This window comes from Steroidobacter cummioxidans (assembly GCF_003104955.1).
This window is the reverse complement of the sequence record NZ_LSRW01000023.1, coordinates 1-18,462: the sequence shown is the minus strand read 5'-3', so window position 1 is coordinate 18,462 and position 18,462 is coordinate 1. Positions and strand designations below refer to the sequence as shown.

Genomic DNA, 18,462 nt, shown 5'->3' with positions numbered 1-18,462 from the left:
CCAGCTCCAGATCATCGGTCACTCGCTCCGGACCGAGGCCGACGGTGTGAACGGGCACGCCATAGGATGCGATCTCAGCGAGACGCTCCTCGCTCAGTGTGTCGCCATTCTCGCGCCGTCGCTGAAACAAGATAACGCCGGCGAAAGGGGCGCGCTGCCTGCACATTTTGCAAAACACTTGAATGGAAGCGCAATTCGCCGATGCGCGTCTGCCGGCCTGGGCGGCGGCATCGCTTTCGAGGGTTGTTTCAGCGGCGTCGTGGTCTGCGCGAAGCCGAACATGCGCACGGCGAAGGATTTTTTTTTCCAGCCGCTTTGCATGGTGCCGTTTCTGCAAAGGCGGCGGGCCACTTCCTGCAGCCGCGATTGGCCGGCATCGCCGTACGCCATGCTGGCGGAAGCATCGATTGCGATGGCGAGCTCGTTCTCACGATCGCGCACCCGTTCGACATTCAGCACTGGTCGCCACAACAGGCATAGGACCAGCGCCAGCAACAGGGTCTGCAGAACACCGACCGGCCACAGCAGTCGCCAGCCCAGCGCCCGCCGGCGCCACAGCGACCAGGCCACCAGCGCGGCGGCTACCAGAATCGAAGAAATGAGCAGGCCTAACGGCCAGGCGCTCGCAAATGCAAACGTGCCGGTTCGATACGCCCAGAGGGGATGAGTGAAGAGCCGCTCGAACACCGGTCAGTAATAGTGGATGCGCCGCCCCAAACGCAAGCCAGAATCCTGCTCAAATCGTGAAGAAGCCGTGATGACTAGTCGGAACCGCGGGCGGCTTCATGCGTACTGGTTTGACGTACCGGCAATCACTGCGCATTCATCGAGCCATGTCTAGCGAATCCTTGCACGAAAGCGCCAAGGCGCTGCGTCCCGAGACCATCGACCGGCACCGCGCCGTGGCCTCGCTCATGGAGGAGCTGGAAGCGGTCGACTGGTACGACCAGCGCATCGACGCCGCCACGGACCAGGAGCTCAAGCGCATCCTGGCGCACAACCGCGATGAGGAAAAAGAGCACGCCGCCATGGTGCTGGAGTGGCTGCGCCGCAAGGATCCCAAGCTCGATGAGCACTTGCGCACTTACCTGTTCACCGAGCAATCCGTGCTGGAGATCGAGCACGAAGCCGAGCACGGCGGCGGCGGCGCAGGAAACGGTGCCGGCGACGGCTGTCTGGCCATCGGCAGTCTGCGGGGTGAACAGCAGAACCCGATTCGCGAGCTGGCGCGGTTCACCGGCACAGGAAGCAAACCATGAACGAGCTGCTACGCGATCACGCACCGATCTCTACCGAAGCGTGGCAGGAGATCGACGCCGAGGCGACGCGGACGCTGAAGACATTGCTGGCCGCGCGCCGGCTGGTGGATTTCAAAGGCCCGCTGGGCTGGAATTGCTCCTCGGTCTCGACCGGACGCACGCGGACCTTGTCGCCTTCGATCCAGGACGGCGTGGTGTCCCGGCTGCGGCTGTCGCTGCCATTGATCGAGATCCGCATTCCGTTCGAGGTGGATCGCGAGGAACTGGACGCGATCGGGCGCGGCGATACCAACCCCGACCTGGATTCGGTTCGTAACGCGGCCCGGGCCGCTGCGATCGCCGAAGATCGAGCCGTCTTCCAGGGCTATGCCGCCGGCGATATCGACGGCATCTTTCCCGCGTCCGCGGACCATGGACTGACCATTCCGGTCGACTACGACGCCTATCCCGACGTAGTCGCGGAAGCGACGCATCGATTGCGCAGTGAAGGCGTAAGCGGACCGTACGGCATCGCGCTCGGACCACGCTGCTACACCGGGCTGACTCGCAGCACCTTGCGTGGCTATCCCATCATCAATCACGTCCGAGAACTGGTGGACGGGCCGATCGTTTGGGCGCCTGCCGTCGATGGCGCGGTGGTAATGAGTTTGCGCGGCGGCGACTTCGAGCTGATCGTTGGCCAGGATTTCTCGGTGGGCTATCTCGACCACACCAGCACCTCGGTGCTGCTTTATTTGCAGCAGAGCTTCACTTTCCGTGTGCTGTCTCCGGAGGCCGCGGTTCCGCTGACGTATGCGGCCGGGGACGCGGCGGTGGATGTGACGCCCGCTAAATAAACAACGACGCGGCGCTCGCAACGATTGACGAATTGTTAACAAAGGGTGACATAAACCCTTGACCGCACTCTATTTGCGCGCGACCTGACAACGTTGCCTGCGCGTGGGGCGACCACGCAACGCGGCGTTCAGCGATCGTGGCCGGAGCGCCCGGAATTCATTGTTTCCGAGAGTCGGCACAGTAATTGCTGTCATGAAGACGTGACATCCTGTCTCGACCTGACCTGCCGCCGTTCCGCGGCTTGCGAACATGCGCCTGCCTTCGCTGAAGTTTCTCAAGACCTTTCAAGTCGCTGCGACGCGCCTGAGCTTCAAGGCTGCCGCCGAGGAGCTGTGCATTACGCCGTCCGCGGTCAGCCACCAGATCAAGGGGCTCGAGGAACAGCTCGGCGTCGCACTGTTCGAGCGCGGACCGAGCTCGTTGACGCTGACCGAAGCCGGCCAGAGCTATTTACAACATCTGGAGACAGTATTCGCGCGTCTCGAATCGGTCACCGAACAGTTGCGCATTCGTTACGGCCGCGATGTGGTTCGTCTGCACATCCCGCCATTTTTCGCGACCGAGATGCTGTTGCCGCGCCTGCCGTCGTTTCTCGAAGTACGACCGGATACAGACGTGCATATCAACACGATTTCCGGTCCGCTGCAGTCACATCCGGCCGAGGCCGATCTGTCCATCGTGGTCGGCGCCGCACCGGACGAAGTGCACGATCACGCCTGTCACAAATTGTTCTCGCAAACGTTCGTGCCGGCATGCTCGCCGACGTTGTTGCAGCGTGTGCCGATCGATACGGTGCAGGACCTGAACAAACATACCTTGCTCATTCACGAGGCGCGCCGTGACGGCTGGCAGCGCTGGGCGCAAACACTCGGCATCGACCTGCGACCCAAAAGCATCGTGCGTTTCGATTCCATGAATACCGCCGCGGAAGCGGCCGAGCACGGCGTCGGCGTTGCACTCGTTTCGTCACGCCTCGGTAACGAACGCTTCGCGCAAGGCACGTTGGTGAAATTGTTCGATCGCGAGCTGGAAACTGGCGAGAGTTATTTCCTGATCCTGCGCAAGGAAGATGCGGAGCGGCCCAATGTCAAAGCACTCACGCAGTGGCTGATCGAAGAATTCAGCATTGCGGCGTGATGCAGCGCCTGCATGAGCGCGTTTGCTGCCAGCATGAAATCTTCTCGTTTGTCGACCTCGGACCGGCCGCTCTACAGTGCGCCCACTCCATAAAGAAACGTTCCAGGGGATGTGAGTTTTCATCAACGCCTTTGGAGACATCGTCATGAACAAGCTCAGCACCCGTATCGTCAAGTCCCTGTCGTTTGCTGCCGCCACCTGCGCGCTCGCCGCACCGCTCGCCAGCCAGGCGCACAACGACGATGCCGCGATGGACTCGTGCATCAACGCTTTCGTCGCCTCCAGCCTGCCGAAGGAGCAGCCGGTGAGGATCAAGAAGGACGAAGGCGCGATCAACCCGCTCAGCATTCACGCGCGCGCCTACAAGATCGTGGTCAGCGCCAAGGGTGTGGAAAGCGGCAAATACATTGCCCGCGGTACCTGCATCGTCGATCGCAGCGGCGCGGTGATTGCGCTCAACGGCAAGCCGCTCACCGAGCAGGTGGCCTCTCGTTAAGCGATGACCGGCACCACCTGACGAAGGTGGTGCCACCCGACTCACGCTCCGGGAGGCGTGCGCGACTGACATCCCCCTGCAGTACGCGCTCGCAAGGACGCTCCTCCCGGAGTGCTTTCTGATAATTTTCTCGACAAGTTCCCGCGCCCGCGAATTTCTTTCGCTGCTGATTACGGTAACTTCCGCCCCTCGCAGCGCACTCTTCACGCACACTGACCGCGCTGAAAGTCGAGTCGAGGCCTCCCATCTATGCTCGCAACGGAACGCGTCCCCAACGAACGTCGCAGCGGTATCGAGCGCCGGCAGTACGGCATTGCTGCCTATTGGCGTGGCGCACTGAACCCGCGCCGTCGTGCCGGACGTCGCGCGGCCGATCGTGTCTATACCATCATCGATTGGCACTCGCCCCGAGTGCTGGCGCTGGTGCTGCTGATCCTCGGCTTGTCGACACTCGATGGCGTGCTGACGTTGATGCTGATGTCGCAGGGCGCGAGCGAGGTGAATCCATTCATGGCGCTGTTCGTGCCGCACAACGTCGGCTGGTTCGCCGCGATCAAGCTGACACTCACCAGTCTGGGCGCCGCCGTCCTGGTGGTTTGCGCCAGGATGAAGCTGTTCAGGTTATTCCCAGGCGAGCTGCTGCTGTACCTGGTCGTCGGCTGCTATGTGGCGCTGGTGAGATATGAGCTGCACCTGCTCGCAAACCCGCCGCCGATGATTTGATTTTCGTATTCGATTACTTGCCGGCGACGGCGGGCGCCCGATAACCGCCGACGTACCAGCGAAAGGCAAAGTAAGTCCACGCCGACAAGGTGCCGCTGACCACAGCCATCACGAAGTGCTCGGCATCGAACAAGCGCGCTGCGACCACGATACCGCCGAGCATGGATAGCGTTGCCTGCCCCAGGCGCAGCTCCCAACGATCCACATAGTGCACATACGCCGGCTCGCCGGCGTCGATGCGCGTGCGGTGCGGATCGAAGCCAAACAAACGCGACAGCGCCATATAACTACCGACGCCGACCATGCTCCACAGCGCCACGCGCCACAGGTCCATCGGCTCGCCCGAGAGTGAGGAATAAACGACCGCGCCCACGAGATACAAGGCAAAGGCAATTAGTCCGTGCAGCTTGCGCGTTTGCATGGGGAATGAACCGAGTAAGCAGGTGGTGGCCAGATATAGCGCCGTCACTTTGCCATTTCTGTGATGAAGGTCAAAGCGCCAACCCCTGAGCATGACCGCGCATTTCCCCGCAGCGTCCTCCCAGTCGATTACCTACGCCGGCCCCTCAGCCTCGCTTACAGCTATCTCAGCGCCGTGGCGCAAGGCAAAATACCGACCTTTGGCCGGACGAGAACAACGAATGCGATTCTTCCGGCGCTCGCTGATCACCTTGGGGGTTGCCGCGACGCTGCCCACCGTGGTGTTTGTCGCAGTCGGCGCTTTTTATTTCCTGCGTGCTGAACGGGCTCGTATCGAGACCGATACGCTCAGCCGCAGCGAGCTTGCGACCATGCTGGTCGACGGTCGCCTGCGCCGCGATCTGGCTGCACTGAACGTGCTGACCAGCTCGGTCGACCTCGCCAAGGGCAACATGCGGGAGTTTTACTCGCGCGTGCAACGCGTGAAAGCGGCCAATCCGGCGTGGCGCACGATCCTGCTGATCGACGCACAGAATGCACAGGAATTGTTCGATCTGCGCCGTCCTTTAGGCACACCGCGACCGCTCGATGAAACACAGTCGCAGGCGTTGAGCGACGTCCGCCGCAGCGAGACTCCCATCGCCGGCTCGATCACTGCGCCACCCGAGGCGCTGGCCTGGGTTTACGCGCCCGTCAGCATCGAGGGTCAGCTGCGCTACGTGCTCGGCGCGGGTATCGAACCGCATGAATTTCAGCAACTGCTGTCCGCAGTGGCCGCGCCTGGCACGACCGCAGCCATTGTCGATAGGAACGGCAGGTTCGTCGCACGCACGGTCAGCTTCGAAACACGCGTCGGTACGCCGGCCACCGAGTTCGTGCGCAATGCCATTCGCGACGGCGATCGTGGGTTGTATCGAGGCACCACGTACGAAGGCCTGAAGAACTACACGGCATTTCATACGTCGCCGTGGTCGCAATGGTCGGCTCATCTGGCTGTGGCGTCGGCCGCCATCGATGCACCCACAACCTGGTCGCTGGTCGCCGCGGCGTTGGCGGCCGCAGGCGCGCTGCTACTCGGTGGCACGTTGACTCTGCTGATGCTGCGAGACATGACCGAGCGCCGCCGCGCCGAAGAAACATTGCGCCAGTCGCAGAAAATGGAAGCTGTCGGACAGCTCACCGGCGGCATCGCGCACGACTTCAACAACCTGCTGACTGCAGTGATCGGCAATCTCGACCTGATCCGCAATAAAGTGAAGGACAACGAACGGCTGCAGAGACTGGCGGATAACGCGCTCGAAGCGTCGCGGCGGGGCGCGAAGCTCGCCTCGCAACTGCTGGCGTTTTCCCGCAGCCAGCGTATGGCGGTTGGGCCGGTCGATCTGCAACAGCTGTTCAATGGCATGAGCGGCTTGCTCAGGCAGTCGGTCGGCCCTTCGATCGAAGTGCGCATGGAGCTCGATCCGGATGCGCGCATGGTGATGAGCGATGCGAATCAGCTCGAGCTGGCGCTGCTGAATCTTGCAGTGAACGCGCGTGATGCCATGCCCGCCGGGGGCGTACTCATCATTAGCGCGCGCCTCACGAACGCGGCGGATCGAGATCTGCCGAAACGCGACTACGTGCAGCTGTCCGTGACTGACACCGGCGTCGGCATGACTGAAGAGGTGCGCGCACGGGCCATCGAGCCCTTCTTTACGACCAAGGCGGTGGGACAGGGCACAGGATTGGGACTGTCGCAGGTCTATGCGGTGGCTCGTGAATCGGGCGGCTCCCTGCACATCGACAGCGAAATGCACCAGGGCACGACGGTTCGCTTGATCCTGCCTCTCGCACCCGCCGACGCCGTCGTACCCGCGCCGATACCGGCTGCACCCGTGCCGGCACAAGCAGAACCCGAGCCGGTGAAGAAGAACGCCGCCGTGCTGGTCGTCGACGACGACCGTCTGGTGCGACGATTCATGACTGAATCGCTGCGCTCGCTGGGCTACGACGTGCGAGATACGGATAATGGCGTCGATGCGCTGGTATTGCTGGATGCGCAGCGCTTCGATCTGCTGCTCGCCGATTTCGCCATGCCCGGCATGAACGGCGCGGAACTGGGCAAAGCCGCCCAGCTCAAACAACCGGGTTTGCCGGTGCTGATCGTCTCAGGCTACGCCGACAGTGCCGCGGTGGAAGCCGCGCTCGGCACGGGTAAGCAATTGCGCAAGCCCTTCAATGTGGCCGAGCTCGGCGCAGCAGTGACAGAACTCTTGCAATCGCGCGAGCCTTGATGCCTCGGAGCTGACATGTCCTATACGACTCTGGAATCCGCCGATGCCGTCGTTCTGACGCCAGCGGCAACACCCGTCGCCGCAGTGATCTGGCTGCACGGGCTCGGCGCGGACGGTTTTGATTTCGTGCCCATCGTCGATGAGCTGCGCCTGCCCGCCACGCTGCCGGTGCGATTCATTTTTCCGCACGCTGCGCCGCGCCCCGTCACGATCAACAACGGCTACGTGATGCGCGCCTGGTATGACATCAAGGGCTTTGGTCCGGAGCGCGCCGAAGACGATGCCGGCATCCGCGAATCCGCAGGTGTCGTGAATCGATATATCGAACAGGAGATCGCCCGAGGCATTCCGGCCAGCAAAATCGTCATTGCCGGCTTCTCGCAAGGCGGCGCCATCGCGTTGCAAACTGCCTTGCGCTATCAGCAACGCCTCGCGGGCGTGATGGCGTTGAGCACCTATCTGCCTTTGCGAGCCTCATTGGCCGCCGAGGCTGCCGACGCGAATCGCGATGTGCCAATCCTGATGTGCCATGGCGTGCATGACCCCGTCGTTCCAGCGCAAATGGGAGAGGCGTCGCGCGACGTGTTACAGGGCCTCGGTTATCGCGTCGAATGGCACACCTATCCCATGGAGCATTCAGTTTGTATGGAAGAGGTGGTCGATATCTCGAAATGGCTGCAGGCCCGCCTGGCCTGAGGAACAAACGCCCGTGCTGCGACGTACCGCCTGTGATCCTCGGTCACGAACAAAGGCACGGGTATGTACGTCAGCATCGGTCCCCTGGTTGCACTGGTCGCCGGCATTCTGATCCTGGTCGTGCCGCGACTGTTGAATTACATCGTCGCCATTTATCTCATCATCATCGGCCTGCTCGGCCTGTTCGGATCGCGACTGTAGCCTAACCCCGGTCACTTTGCGGTAAAGTTTGGGTCGCCGTGGTGGTGACCCAGGCACGTGAAGAACCTTACCGCCCGCTACAACCGCCTGCATCGAAATTCTCGTGGCACGCTGTGGATGCTCGCATCCGCCGCGTCATTCACTGTGATGACGATGCTCATCAAGTTTCTCGGCGAGGACTACTCGGCGGCACTGCAAACGTTCTATCGTAATGCCGCCGGCCTGGTGGTAATGCTTCCGTTGATCGCGCGCAATCCGCGTGAAACCTTTCGCACCTCACGCCCGGGATTGCTGTTGTTTCGCGCGACGGCCGGAACGGCCGGCATGATCCTCGGCTTCTACGCTTATCAGAAAATGCCGCTGGCGGACGCCAACGCGCTGTCGTTCACGCGCACGTTGTGGCTCGTGCCGCTGGCTGCGTTCGTGCTGAAGGAGCAGGTGGGGCCACGCCGTGTCGCGGCCACCATGATTGGTTTCGTCGGCGCGTTGTTGATGCTGCAGCCATCAGCCGCCAGCGGATTCGGTTTGCCAGCGACCGCCGCGCTGGTGTCCGCCCTATTGATTGCGCTGACCGTGACCGGGATGAAAGTCATGACGCGCGATCACACGACCGTGACCTTGATGGCCTGGTCCGCGGTGCTCGGTTTCGTGCTCACCATCCCGGGTGCGCTGATCGCCTGGCGTACGCCGAGCCTCATGGATCTGGTCCTGCTGAGCGCGATGGGAATATTGGGCCTGGTGACCCAGGCTTGCTATATCAAAGGCATGGCGGAAGGCGATGCGATGGTGATGGCGCCGATCGATTACACCCGCCTGGTATTCGCGATCATCCTCGGTTTCGCGCTGTTTCGAGAAGTGCCGAACGCAGTGACTATGCTGGGCGCCGGCGTCATCATTGCATCGACGTTGTATATCTCGTGGCGCGAAGCGCAGCTCGGAAAACCCAAGCCTGAAGCGCAACGCGCCGACTGACCCGCTCGGCGACGCGATGGTGTGAGCCGATCGCGCCGCCCTCGAGCGGACGATCACTCTCAGCGGCTCGCGATTCGGACCCGCTCATCCGCCACGTACGCCGCATTCACCATTGCATGATCGACGTTAGCGACGGCGCGCGCCAGCGTGTCCTGGTAGCACTCGTTGTACAGCTTCATCCTGTCGAGATTGCGCAGCTCTTTGTACTGCACGCAGACCCGATCCGCAGCGCGTTGCAGGCGGCTGTACAAAGCCTGCGCATCGGCCTGCTTGGAAAGATCCAGATCGGAATATTGGACGGTGGTCGCCGCTGGGGCCTCAGCGGCCGGCACGTCGCTAGCGTGAGCGGCGGCACCGCAGGCCAGGGCAGTGAACGCACAAGCAGCGTAACGCGCAACACGGAAGGTCTTGTGGCTGGACATGATCGAGTCTCCTCTAACTTCGTCTTTCTTTCGTACCGTTCATCGCGCGCTTGTCCTTGAGATGCAGGAGCTTCGCAAAGGGTTGCAGGCGACGAGAATTTTTATCGACGCAAGTTGGAGCGGCCGCGACGACCCTGCATTCCCTCTGCTCACCGCTCCGGCGAATCGCCTCAACGCACACGCAACTGCCGCTACAGCAGTGCCGGAGCACCTGTTATGTCGGCCCAAGGCGCGTGTTTTGACTCAATGGAGCACGCCTTGCGACCGGGCGTGCCGCAGGCGCGACGAAATGATGGAATGCGCGGCGTCCCTTGCTTACAGTGGCCACATGGACCTCGCACAACTGAAACAAAATAGAAACGCGCTGTTCTGGTCCCTGCACGTGCTCGGTTGGAGTGCGTACGGCGTCTCGCAATACGTCGGCGCGCTGCTCTATGGCAAGCCGGTGGCCTATGTGCAGTACATCGCCGTAGCGGCAGCCTCGGGCTGCATTCTCACCATGCCGCTGCGCTATATCTGCCGGTGGCTCTGGAGGCAGCCGCCACCCACGATGATCGCGGGCGCGCTAGCCGCTGCCTGGGTCACGGCCGGCCTGCTCCGTGTGATCATGAACTGGTTCTATCACGCGTACGTGGACCTCGCATGGCCCCTCAAGCACTGGACCGAATTCTTCGGTGGCACGCTCAGCTCGATGTATCTGATCACGTGCTGGATCGGCCTGTATTTCGGCGTGCGTTACTACGAGTCGCTGCAGTCGCAACGTATCGCGACCCTCCAGGCGGCGTCGCTGGCGCAGGAAGCCCAGCTGAAGATGCTGCGTTATCAGCTCAACCCGCACTTCCTGTTCAATACGCTGAATGCAATTTCCACGCTGATTCTCGACAACCGCAACAGCACGGCGAACAACGCGGTCACGGGTCTGTCGGAGTTCCTGCGTTACACGCTCGATCAGGACCCGATGAAAAAGGTCACGGTCGCGCAGGAGATGGACGCGCTCAACCTGTATTTGAACATCGAGACCATGCGCTTCGGCTCGCGCCTGAAGCTGAACTACGCCATTGAAGAGGCGGCCAGCTGCATGCTGGTGCCCAGCCTGCTGCTACAGCCTCTGATCGAGAACGCGATCAAATACGCGGTGTCGCCGCGGGAGCAGGGCGGACAGATCCGCATTGGCGCGCACATCACGGGCGGCATGCTGCAACTGGAAGTTGCCGATGACGGCCCGGGAATGATCGATGCGACCCGTTTGGCCAATGGTCGTGGCGTTGGTATTCGCAATACTCGCGAGCGCCTGCAGGTGCTGTATGGAGATCGCGGCATCGTTGCAGTAACGAACACCGACCCCGGATTGCGGGTGTCGTTGACGTTTCCAGCGGAACGCGCCACGGCTCCCAGCGGAGCCGGGCGGCATGAGTAAGCCATGAGTGACCAACCGATTCGCACCATCATCGTCGATGATGAAGAGCTCGCCCGGCGGGGCGTCGAGCTGCGCCTCGCCCAGCATCCCGATATCACCATCGTCGGGCATTGCGCCAATGGCCGCGAAGCCATTGAAACCGTGATCGCGCAACGGCCGGATCTGATGTTCCTGGATATCCAGATGCCGGGGATCTCGGGTTTCGAAGTGCTGGCGCGGCTGCCGCAGGAGTCGCTGCCGATGGTGATCTTCGTCACCGCTTACGATCGCTATGCGCTGGATGCCTTCGAGGCGCAGGCCATCGACTACCTGCTCAAGCCCATCAACGATCTGCGTTTCGCCCAGGCGCTGGATCGCGTGCGTGGCTATTGGCAACAGAAGAATGCGCTCAGCCAGCGGGAACAGTTGATGAAGCTGCTCGCGAGCACCCAAGGCGCCGGGCAGGTGGACGAGCAAACGCTACGTGAATATCTGCACGGCGAAAGTCAGCCGCAATATCCACAGATCCTGCCGATTCGCGATGACGCCGGCACGGTCAGGGTGGACGTGAAGAGCATCGATTGGATCGATGCTGCCGGCGACTACATGTGTGTGCACGCCGACGGCCGCACCTATGTATTGCGGGAGACGATGAAGTCGCTGGAATCCGTGCTCGATCCGAAGCTGTTCCAACGCGTGCACCGGTCGACGATCGTCAACGTGTCACGCGTGCGACGGCTGCGGCCTCACACCAACGGCGAATATTTCCTCACGCTCGACGACGGCCAGGAGATCAAGCTGAGCCGCTCTTACCGGGATCGGGTCGATCAGCTGCTGCAGCGACGCTAGCGGGGCGCACCAGCCACGGGTGCAGAAATACCGCCGCCAGCACGATGGCGACGCCAAGATAGAAACTCGGGCTGAGCTCGCGTTGCTCGCCGAGCAAAATGATGGCGAGCACGATCGCGTACACCGGTTCCATGTTGAGCGCGATGGTCGCCGAGAAAGCGCTCACATGACGAAGCGCTGCCAGCGACAATGCAAATGGCAGAAGTGTGCAGCCGATTGCGAGCACGGCGAGCAGCGTCGCATCCCGCACTGACGGCGGAACAAACACTGTCTCGGGCGCCATCACGGCCGAGATCACTGTAATCAACAACAGCCCCGCGCCGATCTCCAGGCCGGTGACCGTGAGCGCATCGGAGTTGCCGATGTACCGTTTGTTGAGGCTGGCATAGACCGACACCAGCAATGCGCTGAGCACGCCAACAGCCACGCCCAAACGCATGCTTGTCGGCGTCCCACCCACGACCAGCGCAACCCCCGGAATCGCCGCCACGCCGAACAACAGCTCACGCATGTCGAAACGACGGCCGACCAGGAACGGTTCGATGAAGGCGAGAAACACGGGCGATAGCGCCAGACAGGTGGCGGCCACCGAAGCATTCGCCAGGCGAATGGAGCCGTAGAACGCCAGCCAATGAAGCGCGACTACCGCGCCGATGCCAGCGTAGATCGCAATCAGCCGCGGCGGCACCGTGGTGAGTCCGCGCCAGAAGCGCGGCACGAGTACCAACGCAACGGTGACGAGCACCAGTCGCCACCAGACCAGCCCTAACGTCTCCAGGGAGATCATCTTGCCGAGAATGGCAGTGAATCCCCACAGGACGACGCAGAAATGAATTTGCCAGTTGGCGCGAGAGACCGCGGACATGACTCGTTATCTGGCCAGCGAGCTGGCCGCGGTGCCGCTCAGTACGCCTTGGCCCACACCACCCGCTGCGGGCTCGGCTTGCCGGTGAACGGGCAGATGCCAGGCTCGCTCTTTTCGAGCGGGATGCAGCGGACAGTCACGCCCAGCTCCGACTTGATCCGCTCTTCGAGAGCCGCTTCGCCGCTGAAGTGCGTCAGCGCAAAGCCGCCGTGAATCGGCGTCGGCGCATTCTCGGCCACGCGGGGCGCGGTGAAGTATTCGTAAAACTCTTCCTTGGTATCGATGCGCTTCGTGAACTGCTCTCGATACGCCTTCGCCCGCTCGAACAAGCCATCCTGAATGGACTGCAGCGTCGCGCCGATGGCAGCGACGAAGTCACTGCGCCCAATGCTCTGTTTGTCCTTCGGCGCGCGATCGCGACGACCGACGAACAAAGCATCCTTCTCCAGATCGCGCGGACCGACTTCGATACGCACCGGCACGCCTTTCTTGATCCAGTTCCAGACCTTGTCGCCACCGCGCTCATCCCGCTCATCGACGACGACCGAAATCGGACGCTCGGCGAAGCGCTGCACGCGCAACTCGTCAGCCACCTTGCGGCAATACTCGATCACGCGCGCACGATCTTCATCGGAACGGTAGATGGGCAGGATCACGACCTGCACCGGCGCCAGCTTGGGCGGCAGCACCAGACCGTCATCGTCGGAATGAGTCATCAGCAGGCCGCCGATCAGACGGGTCGACACGCCCCAGCTGGTGGTCCAGGCGTGCTGATGCTGGCCGTTCTGATCCAGGAACTCGATGCCGCTGGCCTTGGCGAAGTTCTGGCCGAGGAAGTGGCTTGTGCCGGCCTGCAGCGCCTTGCGATCCTGCATCATGGCTTCGATACAGAAGGTCTGTTCGGCGCCGGGGAAGCGCTCGTTGGGAGTTTTCTCGCCGCGGATTACCGGCACGGCCATCCACTCTTCGGCGAACGTCGCGTACACCTCGAGCATGCGCATGGTCTCTTCGACCGCTTCCTGCTTGATGGCGTGGGCGGTGTGGCCTTCCTGCCAGAGGAATTCGGCGGTCCGGAGGAACATGCGGGTGCGCATTTCCCAACGCACCACGTTGGCCCACTGATTGATCAGCAGCGGCAGGTCGCGGTAGCTCTGCACCCAGCGCGAGAACGCATCGCCGATGATGGTTTCGGAGGTGGGGCGGACGATCAGCGGCTCTTCCAGCTCGCCGGTGGGACGCAGCTTGCCATCCGGCCCGGCTTCCAGGCGGTGATGGGTGACGACCGCGCATTCCTTGGCGAAGCCTTCGACGTGGGCGGCTTCCTTCTGCATGAAGGACAGCGGGATGAACAGCGGGAAGTAGGCGTTCTGATGGCCGGTGGCCTTGAACATGTCGTCCAGCACCCGCTGCATGTTCTCCCACAGCGAATAGCCCCACGGCTTGATGACCATGCAGCCGCGCACGGCCGAGTTCTCGGCCAGATCGGCGCCGCGAATAACCTGCTGATACCACTCGGCATAGTTTTCATCCCGGGTGGGGGTGATGGCGGTCTTGGCGGCCTTGCCGCCGGCGGCCTGGGTCTGGGGTTTGCTGCTCATGTCTGGAGGACTTCGGGTGCGCTGCCGGCATGGCGCCGGGGAAGGGGCGCGATTACAGCAGATTTTCCCGGCCAGACGAAGCCCGGCGCGCGTATCCTAAGTTGGGATATCACTCGATGCGGAATATAGACACGGGCGTCACACGGAGCCCGCCGTCTTGAAGTCACTGCGCTCACCTGCTCATGTTCGCTTGCTCGAGTTGCTGGTAGCGGCACGAGAAAAGGCCGGTTTTACGCAGCAGCAACTGGCGGATCGCCTCGGTAAGCCGCAGAGCTTCATTTCCAAATACGAAGGCGGCGAGCGGCGCATCGACGTCGTCGAGTTCATTGCGATCGCGGATGCCCTGGATATGGATGCGAGCCGCGCCATTCGAGACGTACGTGCGAAATATCGCGCATGAGATGTCCTCGCAATTACTTTGAGGCGTCGACGACAGGCGCGTATTTGCGGAAGTGAGTGCTGAGCAATTGCAGACTGTTGGCGATCTCGCGACGCCGCGCCGGCTCATTCTTCGTCACTCGTAAAGCTTCGTCAGCCGCGCGATTCAGTGCTGCGACAGCTTCCCGGTTACGCGGATGCAGGTCGTACGCCTTGGCATAACTCGCCAGCGCCGATTCGATGGCATCCGCAAAGCCCTCGCGCTCGTAGAATGCCCAGGCCTCATCGCCTTCTTTCATGGCAGTGCGGAAGTCCTGCTGGGTCTGCGCCGACAGCTCGCTGAACGCCATGGCCGGGCTGGTCTCAACGTAGTTTTGATACCAGAAATAGCTGGACGTGAGCGCCAGCACGGCAGCCGCCGCCAGCGTGACTTTCTGTAGTCGCGTGACGCCCCGGAATGACTTGAGGAACTCGGCAGCATTTTGTGGCCGATCCTTGCGCTCGAATGACAAACAGCTTTCGATCGCGCGCGCGTGCTTACGCTTCAGTCCTTTGAGCGGTGCGGGCTTGATGCCAAGTTTGCGCGCGTTCGGAGCACTGTGCCGCTGATAGGGATGGAAACCCGTGACCAGCTCGTACGCAATGATGCCGAGCGCATACATATCGTCCACGGGATGGGGATCGACACCGGCGACCATTTCATCCGTCGCATACGCTTCGGTGTACGCGCCCAGCGAGCCTGCATCGAACTCATCTTTGTTCTCTTCGGCGATAGAGCTCGGCACGGCCCGCGCGATGCCGAAATCCAGAATCTTCGCGGTGCCATCCGAGGCGATGAACACGTTGCCCGGCTTCAGATCCGAATGCACGATGCCTTTGCGATGCGCGTACGCCAGCCCTTCGGCAATGCCACGAATGATGGGCAAAGCGACTTCGGCGCTATTGCCCTTGCCGCGCCCTTCGCGAACGATGGCATCGAGCGAGCGACCTTTGAGCAGCTCCATCGTCATATAGACGGTGTCGCCGTCGCGATCGAAGTCGAACACAGTCACGACGTTGGGATGCGCCAGCGTCTGCGCCTTGCGCGCTTCGCGCTGCAAAGCCATGAACGACTGCGGATGCCGGGCGAAATCCGCGTTCAGCACTTTCAATGCAACGCGAGGATTCGGATCGCGCGCTTCGAGCTTGCGGCGATCGACGGCACCGAACACCAGACCCATGCCGCCTTTGCCGAGCATGGTCTCCAGCACGAAGCGTTGTTTGATGACCGAGCCCGGTTCCAGCGGGCCTGCCTGCGCAGGTTGTGGTTCAGAATGAATCAACCTTCCGTGGTACCCGCGCTCCGGTGCCTCGAGCGTAGGCGCAAACGCGGCTTCCGGATCTTGAACGGGGCGCCCGGCCTGCAGCGTGCGGGCGGCCGTATCACCGCCATCCTGCGCATCGCGTACGGTGGTCGGCTCGGGTGCTGAATGCCGCAGCGTGCGCAGCTCCGTACCAGAGCGCTGCAGTGTGGCGTCGGGTGTGGCGGGGCGCAGCCTGGTTTGTTCTTCGTCCGTGGGTTTCATACGAGCGCCGACATTGAGGACGTCAGCCGCTTCCTATGCCTGTCACGTGGCTTCGACAATGACGACCGTCACATTGTCGCGCGCACCCGCTTTCAAAGTGGCGTCGATCAGTTTTCGGGCGGCTGCCTGCACATCACCGGCCGCTAACGCCGCTGCGATCTGCGCGTCGTTCAGCTCTCGCGTCAGGCCATCCGAACACAGCAGATAGCGATCGCCGAGCCGCACCCGATCCTTCCGGAGATCGAGGGTCAACGTGGCTTCGCCACCCACTGCGCGGGTGATGGCGTGGTCCGCTTCTTCATCGGGATGCTGCAGATTCAGCTCGGCCGCCCAGGTGTGATCCGTCGTCAGCTGGGTCAACTGACCCTGGCGCCAGCGATAGACGCGGCTGTCCCCCGCCCACAGCACGGCAAGCTCGGTACGTCGAACCAGCATGACGGCGACGGTGCTGCCGCTGACGATGGGATTGATGGGCCGCACCGACGCTTCATACAAACGACGATTGACCTCGCTCATGCGCTGACGCACGGCCATTACAGCCTGGTCCAGTGCGCCGTCGCCGGTCAGCAGCTGCACTCCCTCGCAGACCATGCGGCTGGCAACATCGCCATCGCGATAGCCACCCATGCCGTCGGCCACAGCCCAGACACCGGCGGCATGCAGCTCCACGAACGCATCCTGGTTCGTGGCCCGCAGGCGACCCACGTCGGTGATGCCTGCGGAGACGTAGACGGGGTGAATGTCCTCTTCCACCAATGTTTCATCCATGAAGGTCACTGCCCTACCGGCCGGCTGGATTTTTTCAGCCGCTCCAGATGCTCCTCATAAGCGCGTGTGAACGCGTCGCCGAACAGCGTGCGGAAGCCGGTTTCGGCATCTTTGCTCAGCTCGCCGTACTTGTCCCGATACAGATCCCAATAGCGTAGCTTGGCCGGCACGCCGAGGATGGAGCCTTTCATCTGCCGGTCGAACTCGTCCTGCATGCGCTGCGGATCGAACTGCGACAGCATCGATTCGAACGCCAGCCGCATTGCCACCAGCAGCGCCGACTGATGATCGCGCACGTCCCGGAACGCATCCTCGAACGCATCGGCCGGCGGCAGATACGCCGGATTCTGCTTCACCAGCAGATTGTGAAAAGCGTCGTCGACGTTCGCAGAGAACTTCAACGGATTGTTGGCCGCCGCCTTGAACGAGGTGCCCCGCATGCGCAATTCATCCTTCAAGCGTTCGCGCGTTCGCAAAGCTTCCATCACACCACCAAGCGCGATCCGCAAAATGTCTCCAAGCATACGCGCGTTTTCGGCACTCGGTTCCAGACCTTCGATACCCGCTGCATCGAACAGCGCTTGCAGCTGCGCGTCATTGCCCGGCCGCGGCGCCGGCGTGCTGGGCACCTCTTTGGGCGCGACTTTCGCAGTGGCCTTGGCAACGGGGGCGGATCGCTGCGGCTGCGAACGAGACGGCGCCTGGATCGCGACCGTGGACTTTACAACTTCGGGCCGAGGACGAGCGGCAACGACGGCGGGCGCCGGCTTCTTCGGCTCGGCCACCTCGGCCATGCCGAACCATTCGGTGGCATGATCCTCGTCGGCCTCGTCGTCGTCCTCTTCCTCATCCTCGTCGACCCGGGCGGTCGAGTCTTGCAGAATCGTGGCGTTGCGGTTGTCGTTGTGCCGACTCGCCGCCAGACTCTCGGTTCTGTCTTCCGACGCACGGCGCGGCGGGGGCACCAGCTTCGGCCCGTTCTTCAATGCCGCGAACGGATCGTTGCGCGCCTCCTCGGTGGCGTCGTTCTGAATGGAAACATTGATCTGATACGCGTCGATGTACAGCAAGTCGCCGTTGCGCAACTGCTGCGGCTGCCCTCGTGTCAGCCGATTGTCAGGCGAATTGATGAATACGCCGTTGGTGCTGGTGTCTTCGATGAAGAACTTGCCGTTGACGTAGCGGATCAATGCATGCCGACCCGACACATACGGGTCGGGGAACACCCAATCATTGTCCGGCAGGCGCCCGATGGTGCCGCCGATGGCCTTGAAGACCTTGCGACCGGCGGCGCCTGTCGCCTGGGCCTGCGGGCCGGTCACTTCGAGGGTGAGAATCATGCGAAGCCACTGCCAGTCGATGGATATCCAGTCGATAATTGGTACTTATATCGGGCATTACACCAGCCGACCAAGCATCGCAGTATCGGCCAGAGGTCTGCAAGAATGATGAGTAAGAACCCACACTTCCCTGTTAAAACAAGCGTTTCGGCGCGTTGCACCGGTTTGTTACAAGGCTGGGCACGCGTCCTGGGCGCGGTGCTCTTGAGTGTGGCCGCGGGGTGGTCGCAAGTCACGCTGGCCGCCGAGCCGCAGGTCACCGAG

General features: G+C 62.2%; 20 protein-coding genes. 12 read left to right on the top strand and 8 right to left on the bottom strand.

What is annotated here, in order from left to right:
• Positions 1-93: 93 nt before the first annotated feature.
• A complete protein-coding gene (locus D0550_RS14715; protein ID WP_116809962.1) occupies positions 94-687 on the bottom strand; it encodes a hypothetical protein in 594 nt (197 codons plus the stop codon).
• Between the two features lie 146 nt (positions 688-833).
• On the opposite strand from D0550_RS14715, the gene D0550_RS14710 reads away from it, so the two are divergent.
• The 5 genes from D0550_RS14710 (at position 834) to D0550_RS14690 (ending at position 4,452) form a co-directional block, all read left to right on the top strand.
• Positions 834-1,259 carry an encapsulin-associated ferritin-like protein gene (locus D0550_RS14710; RefSeq protein WP_116809961.1) on the top strand — a complete coding sequence of 142 codons (426 nt, stop codon included), beginning with the start codon at positions 834-836 and terminating at the stop codon, positions 1,257-1,259.
• Positions 1,256-2,095: a family 1 encapsulin nanocompartment shell protein gene (locus tag D0550_RS14705; protein WP_116809960.1), complete on the top strand. Its 840-nt coding sequence runs from the start codon at positions 1,256-1,258 to the stop codon at positions 2,093-2,095. The genes D0550_RS14710 and D0550_RS14705 overlap by 4 nt, the downstream gene beginning before the upstream one ends.
• 250 nt (positions 2,096-2,345) lie before the next feature.
• Positions 2,346-3,233 (top strand): LysR substrate-binding domain-containing protein, encoded by an 888-nt coding sequence (locus D0550_RS14700; RefSeq protein ID WP_116809959.1) that lies wholly within the window; start codon positions 2,346-2,348, stop codon positions 3,231-3,233.
• Positions 3,234-3,378: 145 nt separating this feature from the next.
• On the top strand, positions 3,379-3,729 hold the full coding sequence (locus D0550_RS14695; RefSeq protein ID WP_116809958.1) for a hypothetical protein: 351 nt from the start codon (positions 3,379-3,381) through the stop codon (positions 3,727-3,729).
• A gap of 249 nt (positions 3,730-3,978) precedes the next feature.
• Positions 3,979-4,452: a DUF5658 family protein gene (locus tag D0550_RS14690; RefSeq protein ID WP_116809957.1), complete on the top strand. Its 474-nt coding sequence runs from the start codon at positions 3,979-3,981 to the stop codon at positions 4,450-4,452.
• A 13-nt stretch (positions 4,453-4,465) separates the two neighbouring features.
• Here the strand turns inward: D0550_RS14690 and D0550_RS14685 are convergent, their stop codons facing one another.
• Positions 4,466-4,873 (bottom strand): hypothetical protein, encoded by a 408-nt coding sequence (locus D0550_RS14685; RefSeq protein WP_116809956.1) that lies wholly within the window; start codon positions 4,871-4,873, stop codon positions 4,466-4,468.
• Positions 4,874-5,093: 220 nt separating this feature from the next.
• Between D0550_RS14685 and D0550_RS14680 the strand changes: the two genes are divergently transcribed.
• The 4 genes from D0550_RS14680 to D0550_RS14665 all read left to right on the top strand — a co-directional run bounded on the left by D0550_RS14680 (position 5,094) and on the right by D0550_RS14665 (position 9,017).
• Positions 5,094-7,148 (top strand): response regulator, encoded by a 2,055-nt coding sequence (locus D0550_RS14680; RefSeq protein ID WP_161965832.1) that lies wholly within the window; start codon positions 5,094-5,096, stop codon positions 7,146-7,148.
• 15 nt (positions 7,149-7,163) lie between these two features.
• Positions 7,164-7,844 carry an alpha/beta hydrolase gene (locus tag D0550_RS14675; RefSeq protein WP_116809954.1) on the top strand — a complete coding sequence of 227 codons (681 nt, stop codon included), beginning with the start codon at positions 7,164-7,166 and terminating at the stop codon, positions 7,842-7,844.
• A 63-nt stretch (positions 7,845-7,907) separates the two neighbouring features.
• Positions 7,908-8,045, top strand: a complete 138-nt coding sequence (locus D0550_RS14670; RefSeq protein ID WP_116809953.1) for a DUF3096 domain-containing protein — start codon at positions 7,908-7,910, stop codon at positions 8,043-8,045.
• A 57-nt stretch (positions 8,046-8,102) separates the two neighbouring features.
• Positions 8,103-9,017, top strand: a complete 915-nt coding sequence (locus D0550_RS14665) for a DMT family transporter (protein ID WP_206606297.1) — start codon at positions 8,103-8,105, stop codon at positions 9,015-9,017.
• 59 nt (positions 9,018-9,076) lie between these two features.
• On the opposite strand, the gene D0550_RS14660 is transcribed toward D0550_RS14665, so the two are convergent.
• On the bottom strand, positions 9,077-9,439 hold the full coding sequence (locus D0550_RS14660) for a UrcA family protein (protein WP_116809951.1): 363 nt from the start codon (positions 9,437-9,439) through the stop codon (positions 9,077-9,079).
• A gap of 328 nt (positions 9,440-9,767) precedes the next feature.
• Here D0550_RS14660 and D0550_RS14655 point away from each other — a divergent pair, with 328 nt between their 5' ends.
• A complete protein-coding gene (locus D0550_RS14655; protein ID WP_161965831.1) occupies positions 9,768-10,856 on the top strand; it encodes a sensor histidine kinase in 1,089 nt (362 codons plus the stop codon).
• A 3-nt stretch (positions 10,857-10,859) separates the two neighbouring features.
• A complete protein-coding gene (locus tag D0550_RS14650) occupies positions 10,860-11,684 on the top strand; it encodes a LytR/AlgR family response regulator transcription factor (protein WP_116809949.1) in 825 nt (274 codons plus the stop codon).
• Here the strand turns inward: D0550_RS14650 and D0550_RS14645 are convergent.
• A complete protein-coding gene (locus D0550_RS14645; RefSeq protein WP_116809948.1) occupies positions 11,629-12,549 on the bottom strand; it encodes an EamA family transporter in 921 nt (306 codons plus the stop codon). The two genes, D0550_RS14650 and D0550_RS14645, sit on opposite strands and share 56 nt — an antisense overlap.
• A gap of 38 nt (positions 12,550-12,587) precedes the next feature.
• Positions 12,588-14,147, bottom strand: a complete 1,560-nt coding sequence (gene proS, locus D0550_RS14640; RefSeq protein WP_116809947.1) for a proline--tRNA ligase — start codon at positions 14,145-14,147, stop codon at positions 12,588-12,590.
• Positions 14,148-14,304: 157 nt separating this feature from the next.
• On the opposite strand from proS, the gene D0550_RS14635 reads away from it, so the two are divergent.
• Positions 14,305-14,547: a helix-turn-helix domain-containing protein gene (locus D0550_RS14635; protein ID WP_116809946.1), complete on the top strand. Its 243-nt coding sequence runs from the start codon at positions 14,305-14,307 to the stop codon at positions 14,545-14,547.
• Positions 14,548-14,560: 13 nt separating this feature from the next.
• Here the strand turns inward: D0550_RS14635 and D0550_RS14630 are convergent, their stop codons facing one another.
• Genes D0550_RS14630 through tagH form a run of 3 tightly spaced genes read right to left on the bottom strand, consistent with a single transcriptional unit; the run spans position 14,561 to position 18,198 of the window.
• Entirely contained in the window at positions 14,561-16,090 is a 1,530-nt protein-coding gene (locus D0550_RS14630) for a serine/threonine-protein kinase (protein ID WP_116809945.1), read from the bottom strand.
• Positions 16,091-16,132: 42 nt separating this feature from the next.
• Entirely contained in the window at positions 16,133-16,858 is a 726-nt protein-coding gene (locus D0550_RS14625) for a PP2C family protein-serine/threonine phosphatase (RefSeq protein ID WP_206606296.1), read from the bottom strand.
• Positions 16,859-16,863: 5 nt separating this feature from the next.
• On the bottom strand, positions 16,864-18,198 hold the full coding sequence (gene tagH / locus D0550_RS14620; protein ID WP_116809944.1) for a type VI secretion system-associated FHA domain protein TagH: 1,335 nt from the start codon (positions 18,196-18,198) through the stop codon (positions 16,864-16,866).
• Between the last annotated feature and the right edge of the window lie 264 nt (positions 18,199-18,462).